Source organism: Pseudomonas sp. NLJ1 (assembly GCF_049486705.1).
Lineage (GTDB): Bacteria > Pseudomonadota > Gammaproteobacteria > Pseudomonadales > Pseudomonadaceae > Aquipseudomonas > Aquipseudomonas inefficax.
On sequence record NZ_CP137735.1, the window covers coordinates 2,451,031 to 2,469,699 of the forward strand.

Consider the following 18,669-nt stretch of genomic DNA (forward strand, 5'->3'; position numbering starts at 1 on the left):
CCCCACAATGTACTTGAGCGCTGCGCTGTTCGGGCGCCCGCGCGGTAACGTTGAACCTAGCCTCGGCGCTGGTGGCCGAGAATAGTCCCGGGCTAACGGGGCGGCAACTGCTGCAAGCGCTCGAGAATATCGATCACCACCATGCGAGGCGGCCGCTCGTCGGTTTCCACCACCAGGTCGGCGATCTCGCGATAGAGCGGGTCGCGGGTTTCCAGCAGGGCGCGCAAGGTCGCCTCGGGATTGGCGGTGCGCAGCAGGGGGCGATTGCGATCACGTGCGGTGCGGCCAACCTGCTGCTCCACCGAAGCATGCAGATAGATCACGCGGCCACCCTGGTGCAGGGCCTGGCGGTTGGCCTCGCGCATTACCGCGCCACCGCCGGTCGCCAGGACCACGCCGTCGAGTGCGCACAGCTCGGCGATCATCGCCTGCTCGCGGTCACGGAAACCCGGCTCGCCTTCCTTGTCGAAAATCCACGGTATGTTGGCGCCGCATCGCAGTTCGATTTCCTTGTCGGAATCCTTGAACAGCAGGCGCAGCTCTTTGGCCAATAGGCGCCCGATGGTGCTTTTACCAGCGCCCATGGGCCCCACAAGTATCAAATTTCGCACAGAATCAACGACTCACAGCAATCGCCTGGTCACTCATGATACGCGGAGTCAGGAAGACCAGCAGCTCGGATTTTTTCTCTTGTAATGCATCGCGTCGAAACAGCCGCCCAACATACGGCAGATCGCCGAAAAATGGCACCTTGTCGACCACATTGTTTTGCGAAGTCGAGTACACGCCACCGATCACGATCGTTTCACCGTCCGTCACGCGAACCTTGGCATTGACCTCGTTCTTGCGGATCGGCGGTACGTTGTTCAAGGCATTGACGTAATCCGGCTCGTCCTTGGTCACCCTGACGGTCATGATCACCTTGTTGTCCGGGGTGATCTGCGGAGTCACCTCCAGCGACAACGAGGCTTCGCGGAACGCTACCGAGGTGGCGCCGCTCTTGCTGGTTTCCTGGTACGGCACCTCGGTACCCTTGAGGATCCTGGCCGTTTCCTTGTCGGCCGTGACCACCTTGGGCTGCGAGATGATTTCCCCGTTGCCGCTCTTTTCCATGGCACTGAGTTCCAGGTCGAGCAACACGTCGCCACGCAACAGGCCCAGGCCAATACTGCCACCCACCCGCTCCACCCCCAGGTCGACGAACAGATCCTTGCCAGGGCGCGGGCTCTCGACATACAGCGGCCCGCCCCAGCGCACCCCCAGGCTTTTCTCGTAATCGACGTTGGCCTCGACGATACGTGCCTCGATCGCCACCTGGCGCACCGGCACATCCAGCTGCGCCACCAATTGCCTCAGCTCGGCGAGGCGGTCGGCCGGCTGGTGCACCACCAGCGTATTGGTGCGTTCATCGACACTCAGGCTGCCCCGACCGGCGAGGTTGCCGTCATCTGCCAGGCTCTCCAGCAGCAATTCCGCCAGCTCGGCAGCCTCGGCGTGATGGATGGGCAACAGTTCCCGGCGCAACGGCTGCAACTGCGCATCCAGCGCCTGGCCCACACGGGCATCGACAGATTGCGCGGCAAACTCGGCCGCAGGCGCCACCAGCAGCACATTGCCCTCCTGTCGCCGGGCCAGGCCCTTGCTGCGCAGTACCAGGTCCAGCGCCTGGTCCCATGGCACATCCTCCAGGCGCAAGGTGACGCTACCCTGCACGGCATCGCTGACGACCAGGTTGACACCGGCGTAGTCAGCCAGCACCTGCAGCACCGAGCGCACTTCAACATCCTGGAAGTTCAGCGACAGTGGTTCACCCTGATAAGGCATCGCCCACGCCAGCGGGACCGGCAGCAGGGCTGCCAGTACCCATTTCATCAATGTTTTCATCGTCGTCCCGGGCCTCCTTGCCCTGGTGCTTTGCGAGCGTGATGAACGCCATGCGTTCATGCCACACGCCCGCCATGAACAGCCGTTCGCGTACTTCGACCTGGGTTCGATCAACCCTCGCCACCACCCCCTGGTCACGCCCGACCCGGTCCCCAGGGCGCACGCGATAGAGCCTGCCGGCCGCCATCAGCAGTGCTTCGTGTTCCGCCCCACGCGACAGGCTGCCTACCATCTCCAGTTGCGCCAGAGGCACGCCGCCCAACCCGCTGCCCGCCAACCGTGTCGCTCCGGGCGCAAACGGGTCGACTTGGGGCGCTGCCGTCACGCCCCTGGCCGGCATTCGCGCAAGCGTCGCAGGTTCAGGCACTGGCGCCAGCGCCTGATAGGCATCAACCCGCAACTGCAGGCGTAGCAGCCCAGGCTTGCCATCGGCCGGAGCCAGCTGCAAGTCACCGCTGCGCAGCACACGCGCCTGGCCCAACCAGTCGCCCAGCCACTGCCGCAGGGCCACGTATCGCCCCACCACTTGTAGTTCCAGCGGTACCTTGCGGAAACCGCCCTGCTGTTCGTCGTCATGTACGTCGAAGCGCTCGATCAGCAAGCCATGAGCATGCCCCGATGCCGCCAGGCGCTCGAGCAGGTCACTCATGCCCTCCCCGGCCGCCAGGTGCCAGTACGCCTCCCGCAAGCGTTGCTCGGCAATGCTCACAGAGGCCTGGATTTGCGCCAGCTCGGCCAGCTGCACCGCGCTGGCTGACTGTTTTTCGTGCAACTCGGCGTAGCGGGCCTCCTCCTGCCTCTGCTGCTGCAACGCTGCAGGCAGACGCATGGCGCAGCCCAGGCCGAACAACGTCAGGGCCAACAGCACTGGCGCCAGCTGCCTGAAGCGTTTGGAGCGCTCGGCCATGGCCAGCCAGCCGAGCACCTGTGCAGCATTCACGACCAGAACGCCGAAACGCGCGCGCCCAGCACGAATTCATCGCCGCCCGGCAGGCCCCTGATGCGCTTGAGCTCCAGGCCGACCAGCGCACTCGAACGGCTCAGGTCACGCATGAACTGCGCGACTACGGCACCGGATGTGGCCAGCCCAGTCATCTGCAGGCTGCCGTCTTCCAGGCTGAGGTCGAGCAGTTGCACCCCCACTGGCAACGCCCGCTCGAGGTCAGCCAACACCCCGGCCAGCACATCCTGGTGGGCACGCAGTCCTTCCAGCGCCGCCGCGCGTGCCAGTAGCGCCTCATGCTGCGCACGCACTTCGGCCAGCGGCTGCAACTGCTCGCCCGCCACCTCCAGGGCAGCCTGGCGCTGGGTATTGGCCAGCGCCTGCTGCTGCCCGCGCTGGCGGGCCAGCTGGTCGACCAACGTCACGCCACACAGGGCCAGCAGCGCACCGGCAACCAGTTGCCTGCGAAAACACCGCAACACGGCCTGGCGTTGCCGTTCGCGCCAGGGCAGAAGGTTCAGCCGCATCATCGACGCAACCCTCCGAGAGCAAGGGCGCATGCCAGGATCATCGCGCCATCGACGGGTTCCAGGCGCGCCACATCGGGCATCAGGCGACACGGCAAGTTCAACCGGGAGCCGAGGCTCTGCATATGGCCCGGTTCGATCGGAGAACGGCTGGCGATCCACAGGCAATCGGGCAAAGGCTCACCGGCGAGCAGGGCCAGCAGGCGCTCCGGCAACTCCCCCGTTATCGTCGACAGCCCCAGGCTCAGCTCACGCCGTTGCTGAGGCCGACTCGACTGCCAGCCATAAAGGGTGCTGCTGTGCGTCTCGATACGCAGCAGCGCCGAGCTCTGATGCCTGCCCCGCGGCAGCATGCGCCCCAAGGCAATGCTGTCGACCTCCACGGCATCCAGTTGCAACCCGGCCTCCTCGACGATGCCTTCAAGTGGCGCCAGTGCACTCTGCCGACACGCCGCCACCATCACTTCGGCGCAGCCCGGCTGAACGCGAGAGCCTCCCAGAACCTGAAAATCCAGGGCCAGGTCTTCCAGTGGGAATGGGAACAGCCGTTCGGCGTCAGCCAGCAGTTGCGCCTCCATTTCTGCCCCGCCCTGTTCCGCCGGCAGGTGGCACAGCTTGCAGATCACCTGGTTGCCCGGCAGTGCCAGCGCGACCCGGCGCTGCCTGAGGCCGCTGCGTCGGTAGGCGCGCTTCAAGGCAGCCGCCACGGCGCCAGGCTCCGCCGCCCAATCACTGCCAGGCGGTGATTCGAACGGCTCTTGTACCGAGGCAAGCACCCGACAGCGCCGGTTACGCCGCTGCAGTTGCACAATCCGAATGGTGTCAGGGGCAATTTCCACCCCCACGAGTGAACCGGCATCCTTGCCGAAGCGTCCTAGCATCGTGGCATCCTTGTTGTCTGTCGCCGCCATCTGTCGCGGCTACCTGCCTCAACCCCGCGTCAACACTAGGCCGCGCCGGCCCATCGAGGCGACGGGCAGCCTGGCCGGTAACCCGGAGAGGCGAAAAAATGCTTATAATGCCCAGCGTTTTTTGGTCCGCCGGACCTGCGTGCAATCCACTCCCAACCTGGACACCGAAAAGCCTTGATACGTCTGCTGAAGTTCTTCTGGTGGTCTTCCGTCGCAGTCATCTGCGCGCTCGTACTCGGTGTGAGCGGTGCGTTTCTGTATCTTAGCCCCAGCCTGCCCTCGGTCGAGTCGCTCAGAAGCATCCAGTTGCAGATCCCCCTCAGGGTGTACAGCAGCGACGGCAAGCTGATTGCCGAGTTCGGCGAAATGCGTCGCTCGCCGATCCGCTTCGCGGAAATTCCCCCACAATTCATCCAGGCGCTTCTGTCGGCCGAGGACGACAATTTCCTCAACCACTATGGTGTCGACCCCAGCAGCCTGATGCGCGCCGCGACCCAGCTGGTGAAAACCGGCCATATCCAGACCGGCGGCAGTACCATCACCATGCAGGTGGCGAAGAACTTCTTCCTCACCAGCGAACGCAGCTTCTCGCGCAAGACCAACGAGATCCTGCTGGCCCTGCAGATCGAGCGCGAGCTGACCAAGGACGAGATCCTCGAGCTGTACGTGAACAAGATCTACCTGGGCAACCGCGCCTACGGCATCGATGCCGCCGCGCAGGTGTACTACGGCAAGTCGATCCGCGACGTGAGCCTGGCGCAGATGGCGATGATCGCCGGCCTGCCCAAGGCACCCTCGCGCTTCAACCCGCTGGCCAACCCGGTGCGCGCCAAGGAGCGCCGCGACTGGATCCTCGGCCGCATGTACAAGCTGGGCAAGATCGACGAAGCCAGCTACCAGGCAGCCCTGGCCGAGCCGCTCAACGCCAGCTACCACGTGCCCACGCCTGAAGTGAATGCGCCTTACATCGCCGAAATGGCCCGCGCTGAAATGGTCGGCCGCTACGGCAGCGACGCCTATACCGAAGGCTTCCGCGTCACCACTACAGTGCCCAGCGACATGCAGGAAATAGCCAACAAGGCCATCCTCAACGGCCTCTCCGACTACGACGAGCGCCACGGCTACCGCGGCCCCGAAGCACGCTTCCCGGGCCGCACCCAGGCGGCCTGGCTGCAGGAACTGGGCAAGCAGCGCAGCCTTGGTGGCCTGGAGCCGGCCATCGTCACCCAGGTCGAAAAAACCGGCCTCAAGGTGCTGACCCGCAGTGGCCAGGAAGAGCTGGTGGCCTGGGACACCATGAAATGGGCGCGCCCGTTCATCAATAGCAACTCCCAGGGCCGTGCGCCGCAGTCGCCGGCAGACGTGGCCCAGGTCGGCGACCTGGTGCGCCTGCAGCGCCTGGAAGATGGCAAGTTCAAGTTCAGCCAGGTACCTGGCGCGCAGAGTGCGCTGGTCACCCTCGACCCTTACAACGGCGCCATCCGCGCCCTGGTCGGCGGCTTCTCGTTCGAGCAGAGCAACTACAACCGCGCCATGCAGGCCAAGCGTCAGCCGGGCTCGAGCTTCAAACCGTTCATCTACAGCGCCGCCCTGGACAGTGGCTACACCGCATCCAGCCTGGTCAACGACGCACCGATCGTGTTCGTCGACGAGTACCTGGACAAGGTCTGGCGACCGAAGAACGACACCAACACCTTCCTTGGCCCGATCCGCATGCGCGAAGCGCTGTACAAGTCGCGCAACCTGGTGTCGATCCGCCTGCTGCAGGCCATGGGCGTGGACCGCACCATCGACTACATCGCCAAGTTCGGCTTCAACAAGCAGGACCTGCCGCGCAACCTGTCGCTGGCACTGGGCACCGCCACCCTGACCCCGATGGAAATCGCCACAGGCTGGAGTACTTTCGCCAACGGCGGCTACAAGATCACCCCGTACCTGATCGATCGCATCGAAAGCCGCAGCGGCGAGACGCTGTTCATCGCCAACCCGGCCCGGGTACCGCAAGGTGCCGAGGACCAAGCGGGAGTGGCCGCGCCCGAACAGCCGATCAGCACCGCTGCCATGCCGGGCGAGGCACCCGCAGCCTTCAGCCAGGTGGTGCCTGCACCGCAGGCGCCGGCCGTGGCCGAGCAGATCATCGACGGGCGCACCACCTACATCCTCACCAGCATGCTGCAGGATGTGATCAAGCGCGGTACCGGCCGCCGGGCGCTGGCCCTGGGCCGTACCGACCTGGCAGGCAAGACCGGTACCACCAACGAGTCCAAGGACGCCTGGTTCTCCGGCTACAACGCCGACTACGTGACCACCGTGTGGGTCGGTTTCGACCAGCCTGAAACCCTCGGGCGCCGCGAGTACGGCGGCACGGCGGCACTGCCGATCTGGATGAGTTTCATGGGCGCGGCGCTCAAGGACAAACCTGCGCATGCGCCGGCAGAGCCGGAAGGCATCCTCAGCCTGCGCGTCGACCCGGTCAGCGGCCGCGCCGCTTCGCCGAGCACGCCGAATGCATACTTCGAGCTTTTCAAGGCCGAGGACTCGCCGCCGTCGGTGGACGAATTGGGCACTGGCGCAGCACCGGGCAGCCCGTTGCCGGCGGATGAAGCTGCGCCGATGGATCTGTTCTAAGAGCCCTCGAAGGCAACACCGACCCTGTGGGAGCGGGCATGCCCGCGAACACCGGCGTAGCCGGTGCCAGCCTCCGCGTTGGATTCTTCGCGGGCACGCCCGCTCCCACAAAGGCCGCGCCAACCCCACCGGCAAACAAAAAAGCCCCGGCTCATACGAGCCGGGGCTTTTTTGTGTCGCCAGGCAGCAATCAGCCGTTGAACACATCATCCACGCTGGTCAGCGGGTAGTGCTTCGGATACGGCAGGGTAGCCACGCCGGATTCGATGGCAGCCTTGGCCACAGCATCGGAAACAACGGTGATCAGGCGGGCGTCCAGCGGCTTCGGAATGATGTACTCACGGCCGAACTCCAGGCCTTCCACGCCGTAGGCTTCGCAGACTTCCTTCGGCACTGGCAGCTTGGCCAGGTCTTTCAGGGCGATGGCGGCAGCGATCTTCATTTCTTCGTTGATGCGCTTGGCGCGAACGTCCAGGGCACCGCGGAAGATGAACGGGAAGCCCAGTACGTTGTTGACCTGGTTCGGGTAGTCGGAACGACCGGTAGCCATGATCACGTCGTTGCGAGTGGCGTGCGCCAGCTCTGGCGAGATTTCCGGGTCCGGGTTCGAGCAGGCGAACACGATCGGGTTGGCAGCCATCGACTTCAGGCCTTCGGCGCTCAGCAGGTTCGGGCCGGACAGGCCTACGAACACGTCGGCACCGTCGAGTGCGTCAGCCAGGGTGCGCTTGTCGGTAGCGTGGGCGAACTGCGCCTTGTACTGGTTCAGGTCGTCACGGCCAGCGTGAATCACGCCACTGCGGTCGATCATGTAGATGTTCTCGACCTTGGCGCCCATGCTCACCAGCAGCTTCATGCAGGAGATGGCGGCAGCGCCGGCACCCAGGCAGACGATCTTGGCGTCTTCCAGCTTCTTGCCGGCGATTTCCAGGGCGTTGATCATGCCGGCCGCAGTCACGATGGCGGTACCGTGCTGGTCATCGTGGAATACCGGGATGTCGCACTGTTCGATCAGGGTGCGCTCGATTTCGAAGCACTCAGGCGCCTTGATGTCTTCGAGGTTGATGCCACCAAAGGTGATCGAGATGCGGCGAACGGTGTCGATGAACGCCTGCGGGCTTTCCGATTCCACTTCGATGTCGAACACGTCGATACCGGCAAAACGCTTGAACAGAACACCCTTGCCTTCCATGACCGGCTTGGAAGCCAGTGGGCCGAGGTCACCCAGACCGAGGATGGCGGTGCCATCGGAAATCACCGCAACCAGGTTGCCTTTGCCGGTGTATTTGTAAGCCAGCTCTGGATCACGGCCGATTTCACGCACGGGCTCAGCAACACCTGGGCTGTAGGCCAGGGCGAGGTCACGGGCGGTGGCGGTGGGCTTGGAAAGTTCGACGCTCAGTTTCCCCGGACGAGGTTGAGCGTGATATTCGAGAGCGGCGGTTTTCAGGTCTGACATGGTGGGCATTCCGCTATTTACTGTTCTGACGGACCGCCGAGGATACGCAAAGAGCCGGGGAGCCACAAGACTGGTCGGTCACTTGTGTCAAGGCCTTTAGCCTACGACTTTACGCTATAACCCACGGGGCATACGGCTAACAGTGTGTACAATCCAGTAGCGAAATGTCTACATCTTTTAGCCTGAAATGCGCTCCAACATGCTCGGATCGGTCAATGGCAACACCCAGCGTCGCTGCCCGGGCCTGAGGCCGCCCTTGCGGGAACGATCCAGCACCCAACCACGCGCTTCGACCTGGCGTCCCTTGAGGTTATCGAAGAAGCTGGCGGGGAAGTTACGCTGCAGACGAGCGGGAACCTGCAGCACCACGGCACCGTCCAGGTTCAGCCAGATTCCGCCACGGTTGCGCTCCACGCTTTCGATGCGGCCCGCAATGACCGCGAAACCCGAGCGCCTCACATCCCCCGCGCGCACCACCGGCGAACGGCGCCACAGGCCGGAGCCAGCCTTGCGCGCAGCGTGTTCGGCAAGCTGCTGGCATGCACTGAGGCGCACGTTGGGGGCAACCGCGACGCGATAGCCCAGGCCCTCGCTGAGCAACTGTGCTTCGATATTGTCGCCATTGCGGCCGTAGATATGCGCCAGCGTCCGGCCGTATTTGTCCTTGGCCTCGATACCTGGCTCCAGCCCTACACGCCCGTCGCTAGCCTTGACCAAGGCCTGCAAACGCTGCCTGGCGGCCTCGGCATAGGGTTCGCTGGTGCGCCCGTTGCGGCCGATCTCCGGGGTGTTTATGCCGATCAGGCGCACGCTGCGGCCATCGACCAGGCGCAAGGTATCGCCATCGACCACCTGGCGCACCGCCACCTGCTGCGGGCTGTCCGGTAGCGGGCAGAACGCCAGGGCCGGGAAATGCCAGATGACGCCCATAAAAAAGGCGCCCACAAGGGGCGCCTTTTTTTGCAGCAATGCGAAACCCGAGGGGTTCGCCATGCGCATGATTACTTCTTGGTACCGAACATACCGAAGCGATCGGCGAACTTCTGTACGCGACCACCGGTGTCCAGGACTTTCTGCTTACCGGTGTAGAACGGGTGGCACAGGTTGCAAACGTCGATCGACAGGGTGCTGCCCAGGGTCGAACGGGTTTCAAACTTGTTGCCGCAGCTGCAGGTGACTGCAACTACTTCGTAGTTCGGATGAATATCTGCTTTCATGGTCACTTCCTCGAGCTGCGTGCCGCCACCCAACACCAATTGTTGAATACCGCACGTAATTAGGCGGCGAATAATACCAGAGCATCACGCCAACGCAAGTTGTCGCTTGCACCGACCGTCGTCTGCTAGGCTCGCCAGTCTTTGAAACGCCCTCCGAGACTTTCCGCGTGTCCGACGTCATCCTGCGCCTTGCCCTGCCCTCTCCGCTGCGTCGCCTGTTCGACTACAAGGCGCCGGCGAGCATGGCGCGCCAGGCCTTGGCCCCGGGCATGCGCATTCGCGTACCATTCGGACGCCGCGAAATGATCGGCGTGCTGGTGGAGGTGTGCGAACAGAGCGAAGTGCCCGCAGACAAGCTTAAGCCGGCCAGCGCCCTGCTCGACCCGGTATCGCCGATTCCGCCAGCACTGTTCAAGTTGTGCCTGTGGACCGCCCAGTACTACCAGCACAGCCTGGGTGACACGCTGAGCTGGGCCCTGCCAACCTTGCTGCGCCAGGGCGAACCTGCCGAGATGCGCCAGGAGCGCTTCTGGCACGTCGCCCCCGGCGCCCGCCTGGAAGACCCGCGCATCGCCCGCGCACCGCGCCAGCGCGATGCCCTCAAGACTCTGGGCCAGCACCCGCACGGCGTGGCCCACAGCCTGCTGGCCAAGCTCAACCTGAACAAGGACAGCCTCGACCTGTTGCTGGCCAAGGACCTGGTGCAGATCGAGGTCCGCCGCCATCTGCCGGCGCTGCGCCACGAACACTGGCTGGCACAGCCGGAACTGCCGCTCAACGAAGAGCAACGCGACGCCTTCGACGCCGTGCGCGAAGGTCTTGGCGGTTTTGGTGCCTTCCTGCTGGCGGGTGTCACCGGCAGCGGCAAGACCGAGGTGTACCTGCAGCTGATACGCGAAACACTCGAAGCCGGCAAGCAGGCACTGGTGCTGATCCCGGAGATCAACCTCGGCCCACAGACCCTGGCCCGCTTCGAGCAACGCTTCAACGCCCGCATCGCCCTGCTGCACTCGGCGGTAAATGACCGCGAACGCCTGGATGCCTGGCTGGCAGCCCGGGATGGCGAGGCCGACATCATCATCGGCACCCGCTCGGCGCTGTTTACGCCGATGAAGAACCCCGGCCTGATCATCATCGACGAGGAGCACGATGGCTCCTATAAACAGCAGGAAGGCCTGCGCTACCACGCCCGCGACCTGGCATTGGTACGTGCCCACCAGGAAAACATCCCGATCCTGCTCGGTTCCGCCACGCCATCACTGGAAACCCTGCACAACGCCCTGACCGGTCGCTACCGCCTGCTGCGCATGAACCAGCGCGCTGGCGGCGCTCGCCCGCCGCGCATGCTGCGCCTGGATGTGAAGAGCCTGCCGCTGGACAGCGGCATCAGTGGCCCACTGCAGCAGGCCATCCGCCAAACCCTGGAGGCAGGCCAGCAAGTGCTGGTGTTCCTCAACCGCCGCGGCTTCGCCCCGACCTTGCTGTGCCACGATTGCGGCTGGCTGTCCGAATGCCCGCGCTGCGATGCGCGCATGACCGTGCACCAGCGTTCCGGCGTGCTGCGCTGCCACCATTGCGGCTATGACGAGCGCCTGCCGCAACAGTGCCCGCAGTGCAACCACGTTGACCTGCGCCCGGTCGGCGCCGGCACCGAGCGCGCCGAGGAGCGCCTGAAAGTGCTGTTTCCGGATTACCCGATCCTGCGGGTGGACCGCGACAGCACGGCGCGCAAGGACGCCATGCACAACCTGTTCAGCACCATCCAGCGCGGCCAGCCAAGCATCCTCGTAGGCACCCAGATGCTCGCCAAGGGCCACCATTTCCCGCGGGTGACCCTGGTGGCCATCCTCGATGCCGATGGCGGGCTGTTCTCCGGCGACTTCCGCGCCAGCGAACGCATGGCACAGCTGATCGTGCAGGTTGCCGGGCGGGCCGGGCGAGCCGAAGAACCCGGCAAGGTCATCATCCAGACCCACCTGGCCGACCATCCGCTGCTGGTGCAGCTTACCGAGCAGGGCTACTTCGCCTTCGCCGAACAAGCCCTGGACGAACGCCGCGCCGCCGGGCTGCCGCCTTACTCGCACCTGGCGCTGCTGCGCGCCGAAGCGCACAAGCCCGGGCAGGCCGAAGGTTTCCTCGACGAGGCCTGCGCCGCTGCCGAGCGCCTGGTGGCCGAACAGCGCCTGCCGGGCATCGAGCTGCTGGGCCCCGTGCCGGCACCGATGGAGCGCCGCGCCGGGCGCTTCCGCGCACAACTGTTGATACAGGCCAACACCCGGGCGCCCTTGCATCGACTGATCAGCGCCTGGTTGCTAGTGTTGGAGCAGATGCCGAGCGGGCGCCAGGTGCGCTGGTCGCTGGATGTCGACCCGGTAGACCTGTACTGATTTTTGGGGCTGCTTTGCAGCCCATCGCGACACAAGGCCGCTCCTATCCAAGTACCTCCTGTAGGAGCGGCCTTGTGTCGCGATGGGCCGCAAAGCGGCCCCAAAGGTTGGCAACCTGCTCCCGGCAACGGATAATGCCCAGTTTTTCCACCTGCGCATCCAAGCGCTCCACCGCGCTTGCGGTCGAAAAGAGATCCCCATGAAAGACACCATTCGCCAGCTGATCCAGCAAGCCCTCACCCAACTCGTCACCGACGGTGTGCTGCCTGAAGGGCTGTCGCCGGCGATCCAGGTGGAAAACGCCCGGGACAAGACCCACGGCGACTTCGCCAGCAACATCGCCATGATGCTGGCCAAGCCGGCCGGCATGAAGCCACGCGACCTGGCCGAGAAACTGATCAATGCCCTGCCGGCCAGCACCGACATCAGCAAGGTCGAGATCGCCGGCCCCGGCTTCCTCAATTTCTTCCAGAACACCGACGCCCTGGCCAACCGCCTGGATGCCGCACTGGCCGACGCCCACCTGGGCGCGCGCAAGGCCGGCCCTGCGCAGAAGGTGGTGATCGACATGTCGGCACCCAACCTGGCCAAGGAGATGCATGTCGGCCACCTGCGTTCGACCATCATCGGCGACAGCGTGGCGCGCGTGCTGGAATTTCTCGGCGATGAAGTGATCCGCCAGAACCACGTGGGCGACTGGGGCACCCAGTTCGGCATGCTGCTGGCCTACCTGGAAGAAAACCCGATCACCAGCGACGAGCTGTCGGACCTGGAAAACTTCTACCGCGCCGCCAAGAAGCGCTTCGACGAATCCGAAGAATTCGCCACCCGCGCCCGTGGCCTGGTGGTCAAGCTGCAGGCCGGCGACCCGGACTGCATGGCCCTGTGGACGCGCTTCAAGGACATTTCGCTGTCGCACTGCCAGAAGACCTACGAGCTGCTCAACGTCAAGCTGACCATGGCCGACGTGATGGGTGAAAGCGCCTACAACGACGACTTGGCCAACGTGGTCGCGGACCTCAAGGCCAAAGGCCTGCTGGTCGAAGACCAGGGCGCCCAGTGCGTGTTCCTCGACGAGTTCAAGAACAGCGAAGGCGAACCACTGCCGGTGATCGTGCAGAAGGCTGACGGTGGCTATCTGTACGCCACCACCGACCTGGCCGCCGTGCGCTACCGCAGCAACGTGCTCAAGGCGGACCGCGCCCTGTACTTCGTCGACCAGCGCCAGGCCCTGCACTTCAACCAGGTGTTCGAAGTTGCACGCCGCGCAGGCTTTGTCGGCCACCCGATGCAGATGGAACACATGGGCTTCGGCACCATGAACGGCGCCGATGGCCGCCCGTTCAAGACCCGCGACGGCGGTACAGTGAAGCTGATCGACCTGCTCACCGAGGCCAAGGAGCGCGCCTATGCGCTGGTCAAGGAAAAGAACCCGAGCCTGGCCGACGAAGAACTGCGCCACATCGGTGAAGTGGTAGGCATCGGCGCGGTGAAGTACGCCGACCTGTCCAAACACCGCACCAGCGACTACAGCTTCAACTTCGAGCTGATGCTCAACTTCGAAGGCAACACCGCGCCTTACCTGCTGTACGCCTACACCCGCGTGGCCGGCGTATTCCGCAAACTGGGCAAAGGCTTCGATGAAGTCGAAGGCAAAATCGTGCTGCAGGCTGCCCACGAGCAGGACCTCGCCGCGCGCCTGGCGCAGTTTGGCGAAATCCTCAACAACGTCGCCGAAAAGGGCACGCCGCACGTGCTGTGCAGCTACCTGTACGACCTGGCCGGCCTGTTCTCCAGCTTCTACGAGAACTGCCCGATCCTCGCCGCCGAAACCCCGCAGCAGCAGCAGAGCCGCCTGCGCCTGGCAGCCCTGACCGGCCGCACCCTCAAGCAAGGTCTGGAACTGCTCGGCCTGGAAACCCTGGAGCGCATGTAAGTTGGCTGCCAAGAAAAAAACCGCACCCAAACGCGGCGCCAGCCGCCAGACGGCGCCGGCCAAGCAGCCGATCCCCGGTTGGGTATGGCTGGCGGTCGGCCTGACCGTAGGCGCGTTCATCGTGTTCCTGATGAAGCTTGAGCCCGGTGGCGAAGACATCAAGCGCACCAAGCCCGAGCAGCAGAAGGCGGAGAAAGTGGCCGAAGCCGGCAAGCCGGCACAGGCCACTGCGCAACAGCCGGTGAAGCCGAAGTATGACTTCTACACGCTGCTGCCGGAGTCCGAGGTAATCGTGCCACCGGAGGCCGTGCCAGAGAAAACGCCACCTGTACCGGCCCAGCCGGTGACACCGGTGACGCCGGCCGAAGCGGCGAAGATCGACACGGCGCGAGCCCAGGCGGCGCTGATGGGGCAGACCCCGCCACCGGCACCGCCGGTGATCAAGCCGGCGGCAACCACCCAGTTCTTCCTGCAGGCTGGTTCGTTCCGCAAGCAGGCCGATGCCGACAAGGTGCGCGCGCAGATCATCCTGCTGGGCCAGTCGGTGAAGGTGGAGTCGGGCACGGTCAAGGATGAAACCTGGTACCGCGTGCTGGTCGGCCCATTCAGCAACCGTGAACAGCTGACCGGGGCGCAGAAGCAGCTGGCCGGGGCAGGGTTCAGCAACCTGTTGCTGCAGCAGCGGCAGACCCGTCAGTAACAAAGAAGGCCTTGCCGCTTCGGTGCGACAAGGCCTTTTTCATGGACGCTTCTGGCCTCTTCGCGGGTAAACCCGCTCCCACAGGCACCGGAAACCCTGTGGGAGCGGGTTTACCCGCGAAAAATTTCAACGCAAGGCATTCCGCTCGGACACCTGGCTGTTCAATGTCCAAAAGTCATACAGCACCCCCACCAGGAACAGCCCGCCAGTAAAGAAGTAGATGATCGCGGTGATCCACTTGCCCTGATACAGCCGGTGCAGCCCAAACACGCCGAGGAAGGTCAGCAGGATCCAGGCGATGTTGTAGTCAATGCGCCCGGACTGGAACCTGAGGTCGGCTTCACGGTCCATGGACGGGATCAGGAACAGGTCGATCAGCCAGCCGATGCCCAGCAGGCCCAGGGTGAAGAACCAGATGGTGCCAGTTACGGGCTTGCCGTAATAGAAACGGTGCGACCCGGTAAAACCGAAAATCCATAGCAGGTAGCCAATGGTCTTGCTGTGGGTGTCGTGAAACGGCGCCCCCTGTTGATAACTGTTCATGCATAGCCCCCGTGGGTTATCCGAAAATTTTCTAAGAAAAAATGTGACTTTCTGGTCGCAGCCCGACGTACGGCATCTGGGCAATCGACCAACGGGCCAAAGATTGATCAAAAAGCTGTTATAAAGTTGCGCGCCCAACACATAACTATTCATAAGAGCTTCATCTATGCCGCCTTTACTCAAGACATGGCTGACCCTCTGCCTATTATTGCCCCTGGCCGCCCACGCCACCAATCGTGAGCAACGTCTTCCCAATGGGTTTACCGGCTACACCTCCAATGCCTCGGTAAGACACGCACCGGTCAAGCAGGCCGCGCTGCGTAGCCGTCCAAGCAATGCCGCCAGCAGCCGCAGCGTGCCCGGCGTACCGGTCGCAGCCATGTCGCCAAAGCAGAGCAGCGATGTGCTCAGCCGTGCGGTGAATGTGCTCGGCACCCCTTATGTCTGGGGCGGCAGCAGCCCGAAGAAAGGCTTCGACTGCAGCGGGCTGGTCAAGTACGCCTTCAACGACGTCGCCGACGTCGACCTGCCGCGCACCTCCAATGCCATGGCCCAGGGCCACGGCGTCAAGGTGGCCAAGGGTGACCTGAAGCCAGGTGACCTGATCTTCTTCAACATCAAGAGCCGCCGGGTGAACCACGTCGCCATCTATCTGGGCAACGATCGCTTCATCCATGCACCACGCCGTGGCAAGCGGGTAAGCATCGACACCCTGAGCAAGCCTTACTGGCAGAAGCATTACGTGGTGGCCAAGCGAGTGCTGCCGAAAGAACAGCAGCAGCTGAACCTGGCCAAGCGCTGAGCGGACCGGCGCTTTCCTGTACTGGCCCCTCCGCGGGTAAACCCGCTCCCACAGGTACACCACAGCATTCGAAGGCAGTGTTATCCCTGTGGGAGCGGGTTTACCCGCGAAAGGGCCGGCACGGGCGCTACAAATTCTTGATCAGCCCTCGCTCTCTCAACCCCCGCATCGCTCCCTCCATCGTCCGCATCCCGTCCGCACCAGCCGCCTGCATCACCGAATACAACTGCGCCATCCGCCCTTCCCGAACAAGGTTACGCACCGCTGGCGTCACCACCAGCACTTCCCGCGCAGCAACCCGCCCACCGCCCGCACGCCTGACCAGCACCTGCGCCACCACCAGCCGCAACGACTCGGCCAGCATCGTCCGCACCAGTGGCTTCTCTTCGGCAGCGAACACCTCCACCAGCCGGTCGATACTGTTCACCGCCGATCGCGTATGCACTGTCGCCAGTACCAGGTGCCCGGTCTCGGCCGCGCGCAAGGCCAGGCGAATGGTTTCCAGGTCGCGCAGCTCACCGATCATGATCACATCCGGGTCCTGGCGCAGGGCACTGCGCAGCCCTTGGGCGAACCCACCGCAATGGCGGCCAACCTCACGCTGGTTGACCAGGCTGCAATGGCTGCTGTGGATAACTTCCACAGGATCTTCGAGGGTGATGATATGCAAAGCCCGATCGCGGTTCAGACGGTCCAGCAGTGTCGCCAAGGTGCTGGACTTGCCGCTGCCGGTCGGCCCACCCACGAGGATCAGGCCATCGCTGCACTGCGCAACAGCTTGAAACACATCCCCCAGGTCGAGCTCATCGAGCGTGGCGATATGCCCCGGGATCAGGCGAAAGGTGGCCGCAGGGCCATGCAGCTGGCGAAACAGGTTCAGCCGAAAGCGCCCCAGCGCCGGCAATTCCAGCGCCAGGTCCAGCTCATCTCCCTGGGCCCACTGTCGGCGCTGGTCTTCATCCAGCATCGGCGCCATGCCTTCGGTCAAGGCGGCCGGGCCCAAGGTCGGCAGGGCCATGCGCTGCAGCTCGCCATCCAGGCGCAACATCGGTATCTGGCCCGCCGCCAGGTGCAGGTCGGAAGCCCCCGCATCCACGGCCCGGACCAACAGGTCGGTCACATCCATGAGACTCCCCAAAGGCCTTCAAGTAGGTAGAATGCCGCAAACCCCACAGCCGCCGGCATCAGTCCATGTCCACCCTAGCAGACAACCTTTCCGCTATTTCCGCCCGTATCGCCAGCGCTGCCCAGGCTGCCGGGCGTGATCCGGCCAGCGTCCAGTTGCTGGCCGTGAGCAAGACCAAGCCAGCCAGCGCCATCCGCGAGATCCACGCCGCCGGCGTGTGCGATGTCGGGGAAAACTACCTACAGGAAGCGCTGACAAAGCAGCAGGTACTCAGCGACCTGCCCTTGATCTGGCACTTCATCGGCCCCATTCAGTCGAACAAGACCAAAGCCATCGCCGAGCATTTCGACTGGGTACATTCCGTGGACCGCCTGAAGATCGCCCAACGCCTGTCGGAGCAGCGCCCAGCCGGGGCGCCACTGAACATTTGCCTGCAGGTGAACGTCAGCGGCGAAGACAGCAAGTCTGGCTGCGCCCCCGCCGACCTGCCGGCCCTGGCCAAGGCGGTAGCCGCACTGCCCAACCTGCGCCTGCGCGGGCTGATGGCCATTCCCGAACCTACCGATGACCGCGCCGCCCAGGAAACCGCCTTCGCCACCCTGCGCCAGTTGCAGGAAGGCCTTGACCTTGGCCTGGACACCCTGTCCATGGGCATGAGCCACGACCTGGAAGCTGCCATTGCACAGGGTGCGACCTGGGTGCGTATCGGTACCGCCCTGTTCGGCGCCCGCGACTACGGGCAGCCCTGATTCCATGCTTTACTCACTCTTTCCCACAAGGACCTGACATGAGCAAGACTCGTATTGCCTTTATCGGCGCCGGCAACATGGCCGCCAGCCTGGTCGGTGGTCTGCGTGCCCAGGGCCTGGACGCCTCGCAGATCCGCGCCAGCGACCCGGGCGCCGAGACCCGCAGCCGCATCCAGGCCGAGCACGGCATCGAAACCTTCGAGAACAACGCCCAGGCCATCGATGGTGCCGACGTCATCGTCCTGGCGGTCAAGCCGCAGGTCATGAAAGCCGTGTGCCAGGCCCTGCAACCGAACCTGCAGGATGGCCAGCTGATCGTTTCCATTGCCGCCGGCATCACCTGCGCCAGCCTGCAGAGCTGGGTCGGCGCTCGCCCGGTGGTGCGCTGCATGCCCAACACCCCGGCACTGTTGCGCCAGGGCGTCAGCGGCCTGTATGCCACCGCGCAAGTATCCAGCGAACAACGCCAGCAGGCCGAGCAATTGCTGTCGGCCGTGGGCACCGCCCTGTGGCTGGAGCAGGAACAGCAACTGGACGCCGTGACCGCCGTCTCCGGCAGCGGTCCGGCGTATTTCTTCTTGCTGATCGAAGCCATGACCGCGGCGGGCGAAAAGCTTGGCCTGCCACGTGAAACCGCCTCCCAGCTGACCCTGCAGACAGCCCTGGGCGCCGCACGCATGGCGGTTGCCAGCGATGTCGATGCCGCCGAACTGCGCCGCCGTGTCACCTCGCCTGCCGGCACCACCGAAGCGGCGATAAAGTCGTTCCAGGCCAGCGGCTTCGAAGCCATCGTCGAACAGGCGCTGCAGGCTGCGGCTACACGTTCCGCCGAGCTGGCCGAACAACTGGGCAAATAA

The 18,669-nt window shown here is 64.2% G+C and carries 17 protein-coding genes; 7 read left to right on the top strand and 10 right to left on the bottom strand.

Annotation, left to right across the window (positions count from 1 at the left end; all coding sequences use genetic code 11):
• Positions 1-92 precede the first annotated feature (92 nt).
• From aroK to pilM, 5 genes are read right to left on the bottom strand one after another with little or no spacing between them, the layout of a single operon-like run.
• Positions 93-611, bottom strand: coding sequence for a shikimate kinase AroK (gene aroK / locus R9B85_RS10935; protein WP_025340956.1), 519 nt, complete (start codon positions 609-611; stop codon positions 93-95).
• Between the two features lie 4 nt (positions 612-615).
• The gene (locus tag R9B85_RS10940; RefSeq protein WP_207878241.1) at positions 616-1,884 is read right to left on the bottom strand and encodes a type IV pilus secretin PilQ; all 1,269 of its coding nucleotides are present in this window, start codon (positions 1,882-1,884) and stop codon (positions 616-618) included.
• Positions 1,808-2,809 carry a pilus assembly protein PilP gene (locus R9B85_RS10945; RefSeq protein ID WP_112249933.1) on the bottom strand — a complete coding sequence of 334 codons (1,002 nt, stop codon included), beginning with the start codon at positions 2,807-2,809 and terminating at the stop codon, positions 1,808-1,810. The genes R9B85_RS10940 and R9B85_RS10945 overlap by 77 nt, the downstream gene beginning before the upstream one ends.
• 11 nt (positions 2,810-2,820) lie before the next feature.
• Positions 2,821-3,357 carry a PilN domain-containing protein gene (locus R9B85_RS10950; RefSeq protein ID WP_112249662.1) on the bottom strand — a complete coding sequence of 179 codons (537 nt, stop codon included), beginning with the start codon at positions 3,355-3,357 and terminating at the stop codon, positions 2,821-2,823.
• Positions 3,354-4,235 carry a type IV pilus biogenesis protein PilM gene (gene pilM, locus R9B85_RS10955; protein WP_207878243.1) on the bottom strand — a complete coding sequence of 294 codons (882 nt, stop codon included), beginning with the start codon at positions 4,233-4,235 and terminating at the stop codon, positions 3,354-3,356. Before pilM ends, R9B85_RS10950 begins: the two co-directional genes overlap by 4 nt.
• Positions 4,236-4,442: 207 nt before the next feature.
• Here pilM and R9B85_RS10960 point away from each other — a divergent pair, with 207 nt between their 5' ends.
• Positions 4,443-6,893, top strand: coding sequence for a penicillin-binding protein 1A (locus tag R9B85_RS10960; protein ID WP_375150036.1), 2,451 nt, complete (start codon positions 4,443-4,445; stop codon positions 6,891-6,893).
• Positions 6,894-7,083: 190 nt separating this feature from the next.
• Here the strand turns inward: R9B85_RS10960 and R9B85_RS10965 are convergent, their stop codons facing one another.
• The 3 genes from R9B85_RS10965 to rpmE all read right to left on the bottom strand — a co-directional run bounded on the left by R9B85_RS10965 (position 7,084) and on the right by rpmE (position 9,569).
• The gene (locus R9B85_RS10965) at positions 7,084-8,352 is read right to left on the bottom strand and encodes a malic enzyme-like NAD(P)-binding protein (protein ID WP_252378394.1); all 1,269 of its coding nucleotides are present in this window, start codon (positions 8,350-8,352) and stop codon (positions 7,084-7,086) included.
• Between the two features lie 177 nt (positions 8,353-8,529).
• Positions 8,530-9,351, bottom strand: a complete 822-nt coding sequence (locus R9B85_RS10970; RefSeq protein ID WP_313857018.1) for a thermonuclease family protein — start codon at positions 9,349-9,351, stop codon at positions 8,530-8,532.
• A 2-nt stretch (positions 9,352-9,353) separates the two neighbouring features.
• Positions 9,354-9,569 carry a 50S ribosomal protein L31 gene (gene rpmE, locus R9B85_RS10975; RefSeq protein WP_046613534.1) on the bottom strand — a complete coding sequence of 72 codons (216 nt, stop codon included), beginning with the start codon at positions 9,567-9,569 and terminating at the stop codon, positions 9,354-9,356.
• Between the two features lie 167 nt (positions 9,570-9,736).
• On the opposite strand from rpmE, the gene R9B85_RS10980 reads away from it, so the two are divergent.
• The 3 genes from R9B85_RS10980 (at position 9,737) to R9B85_RS10990 (ending at position 14,592) form a co-directional block, all read left to right on the top strand.
• Complete coding sequence (locus R9B85_RS10980) at positions 9,737-11,956, top strand: primosomal protein N' (RefSeq protein ID WP_313857021.1); 2,220 nt, start codon at positions 9,737-9,739, stop codon at positions 11,954-11,956.
• A 199-nt stretch (positions 11,957-12,155) separates the two neighbouring features.
• On the top strand, positions 12,156-13,892 hold the full coding sequence (gene argS / locus R9B85_RS10985) for an arginine--tRNA ligase (protein ID WP_112249674.1): 1,737 nt from the start codon (positions 12,156-12,158) through the stop codon (positions 13,890-13,892).
• A gap of 1 nt (position 13,893) precedes the next feature.
• A complete protein-coding gene (locus tag R9B85_RS10990) occupies positions 13,894-14,592 on the top strand; it encodes an SPOR domain-containing protein (protein WP_423771019.1) in 699 nt (232 codons plus the stop codon).
• A 126-nt stretch (positions 14,593-14,718) separates the two neighbouring features.
• On the opposite strand, the gene R9B85_RS10995 is transcribed toward R9B85_RS10990, so the two are convergent.
• Positions 14,719-15,135 (bottom strand): NINE protein, encoded by a 417-nt coding sequence (locus tag R9B85_RS10995; RefSeq protein WP_112249678.1) that lies wholly within the window; start codon positions 15,133-15,135, stop codon positions 14,719-14,721.
• A 166-nt stretch (positions 15,136-15,301) separates the two neighbouring features.
• Here R9B85_RS10995 and R9B85_RS11000 point away from each other — a divergent pair, with 166 nt between their 5' ends.
• Complete coding sequence (locus tag R9B85_RS11000; protein ID WP_112249680.1) at positions 15,302-15,937, top strand: C40 family peptidase; 636 nt, start codon at positions 15,302-15,304, stop codon at positions 15,935-15,937.
• 127 nt (positions 15,938-16,064) lie between these two features.
• Here the strand turns inward: R9B85_RS11000 and R9B85_RS11005 are convergent, their stop codons facing one another.
• Positions 16,065-17,063: a type IV pilus twitching motility protein PilT gene (locus R9B85_RS11005; RefSeq protein WP_423771020.1), complete on the bottom strand. Its 999-nt coding sequence runs from the start codon at positions 17,061-17,063 to the stop codon at positions 16,065-16,067.
• A gap of 65 nt (positions 17,064-17,128) precedes the next feature.
• Here R9B85_RS11005 and R9B85_RS11010 point away from each other — a divergent pair, with 65 nt between their 5' ends.
• Complete coding sequence (locus tag R9B85_RS11010) at positions 17,129-17,812, top strand: YggS family pyridoxal phosphate-dependent enzyme (protein ID WP_112249684.1); 684 nt, start codon at positions 17,129-17,131, stop codon at positions 17,810-17,812.
• A gap of 38 nt (positions 17,813-17,850) precedes the next feature.
• Positions 17,851-18,669, top strand: a complete 819-nt coding sequence (gene proC / locus R9B85_RS11015) for a pyrroline-5-carboxylate reductase (protein WP_112249686.1) — start codon at positions 17,851-17,853, stop codon at positions 18,667-18,669.

Bases quoted from the DNA above. Each gene is read 5' to 3' on its own strand.
- R9B85_RS10940 (WP_207878241.1), bottom strand. From the start codon at position 1,884: ATGAAAACATTGATGAAATGGGTACTGGCAGCCCTGCTGCCGGTCCCG.
- R9B85_RS10950 (WP_112249662.1), bottom strand. From the start codon at position 3,357: ATGATGCGGCTGAACCTTCTGCCCTGGCGCGAACGGCAACGCCAGGCC.
- pilM (WP_207878243.1), bottom strand. From the start codon at position 4,235: ATGCTAGGACGCTTCGGCAAGGATGCCGGTTCACTCGTGGGGGTGGAA.
- R9B85_RS10965 (WP_252378394.1), bottom strand. From the start codon at position 8,352: ATGTCAGACCTGAAAACCGCCGCTCTCGAATATCACGCTCAACCTCGT.
- R9B85_RS10970 (WP_313857018.1), bottom strand. From the start codon at position 9,351: ATGCGCATGGCGAACCCCTCGGGTTTCGCATTGCTGCAAAAAAAGGCG.
- rpmE (WP_046613534.1), bottom strand. From the start codon at position 9,569: ATGAAAGCAGATATTCATCCGAACTACGAAGTAGTTGCAGTCACCTGC.
- argS (WP_112249674.1), top strand. From the start codon at position 12,156: ATGAAAGACACCATTCGCCAGCTGATCCAGCAAGCCCTCACCCAACTC.
- R9B85_RS10995 (WP_112249678.1), bottom strand. From the start codon at position 15,135: ATGAACAGTTATCAACAGGGGGCGCCGTTTCACGACACCCACAGCAAG.
- R9B85_RS11000 (WP_112249680.1), top strand. From the start codon at position 15,302: ATGCCGCCTTTACTCAAGACATGGCTGACCCTCTGCCTATTATTGCCC.
- R9B85_RS11005 (WP_423771020.1), bottom strand. From the start codon at position 17,063: ATGGATGTGACCGACCTGTTGGTCCGGGCCGTGGATGCGGGGGCTTCC.
- R9B85_RS11010 (WP_112249684.1), top strand. From the start codon at position 17,129: ATGTCCACCCTAGCAGACAACCTTTCCGCTATTTCCGCCCGTATCGCC.
- proC (WP_112249686.1), top strand. From the start codon at position 17,851: ATGAGCAAGACTCGTATTGCCTTTATCGGCGCCGGCAACATGGCCGCC.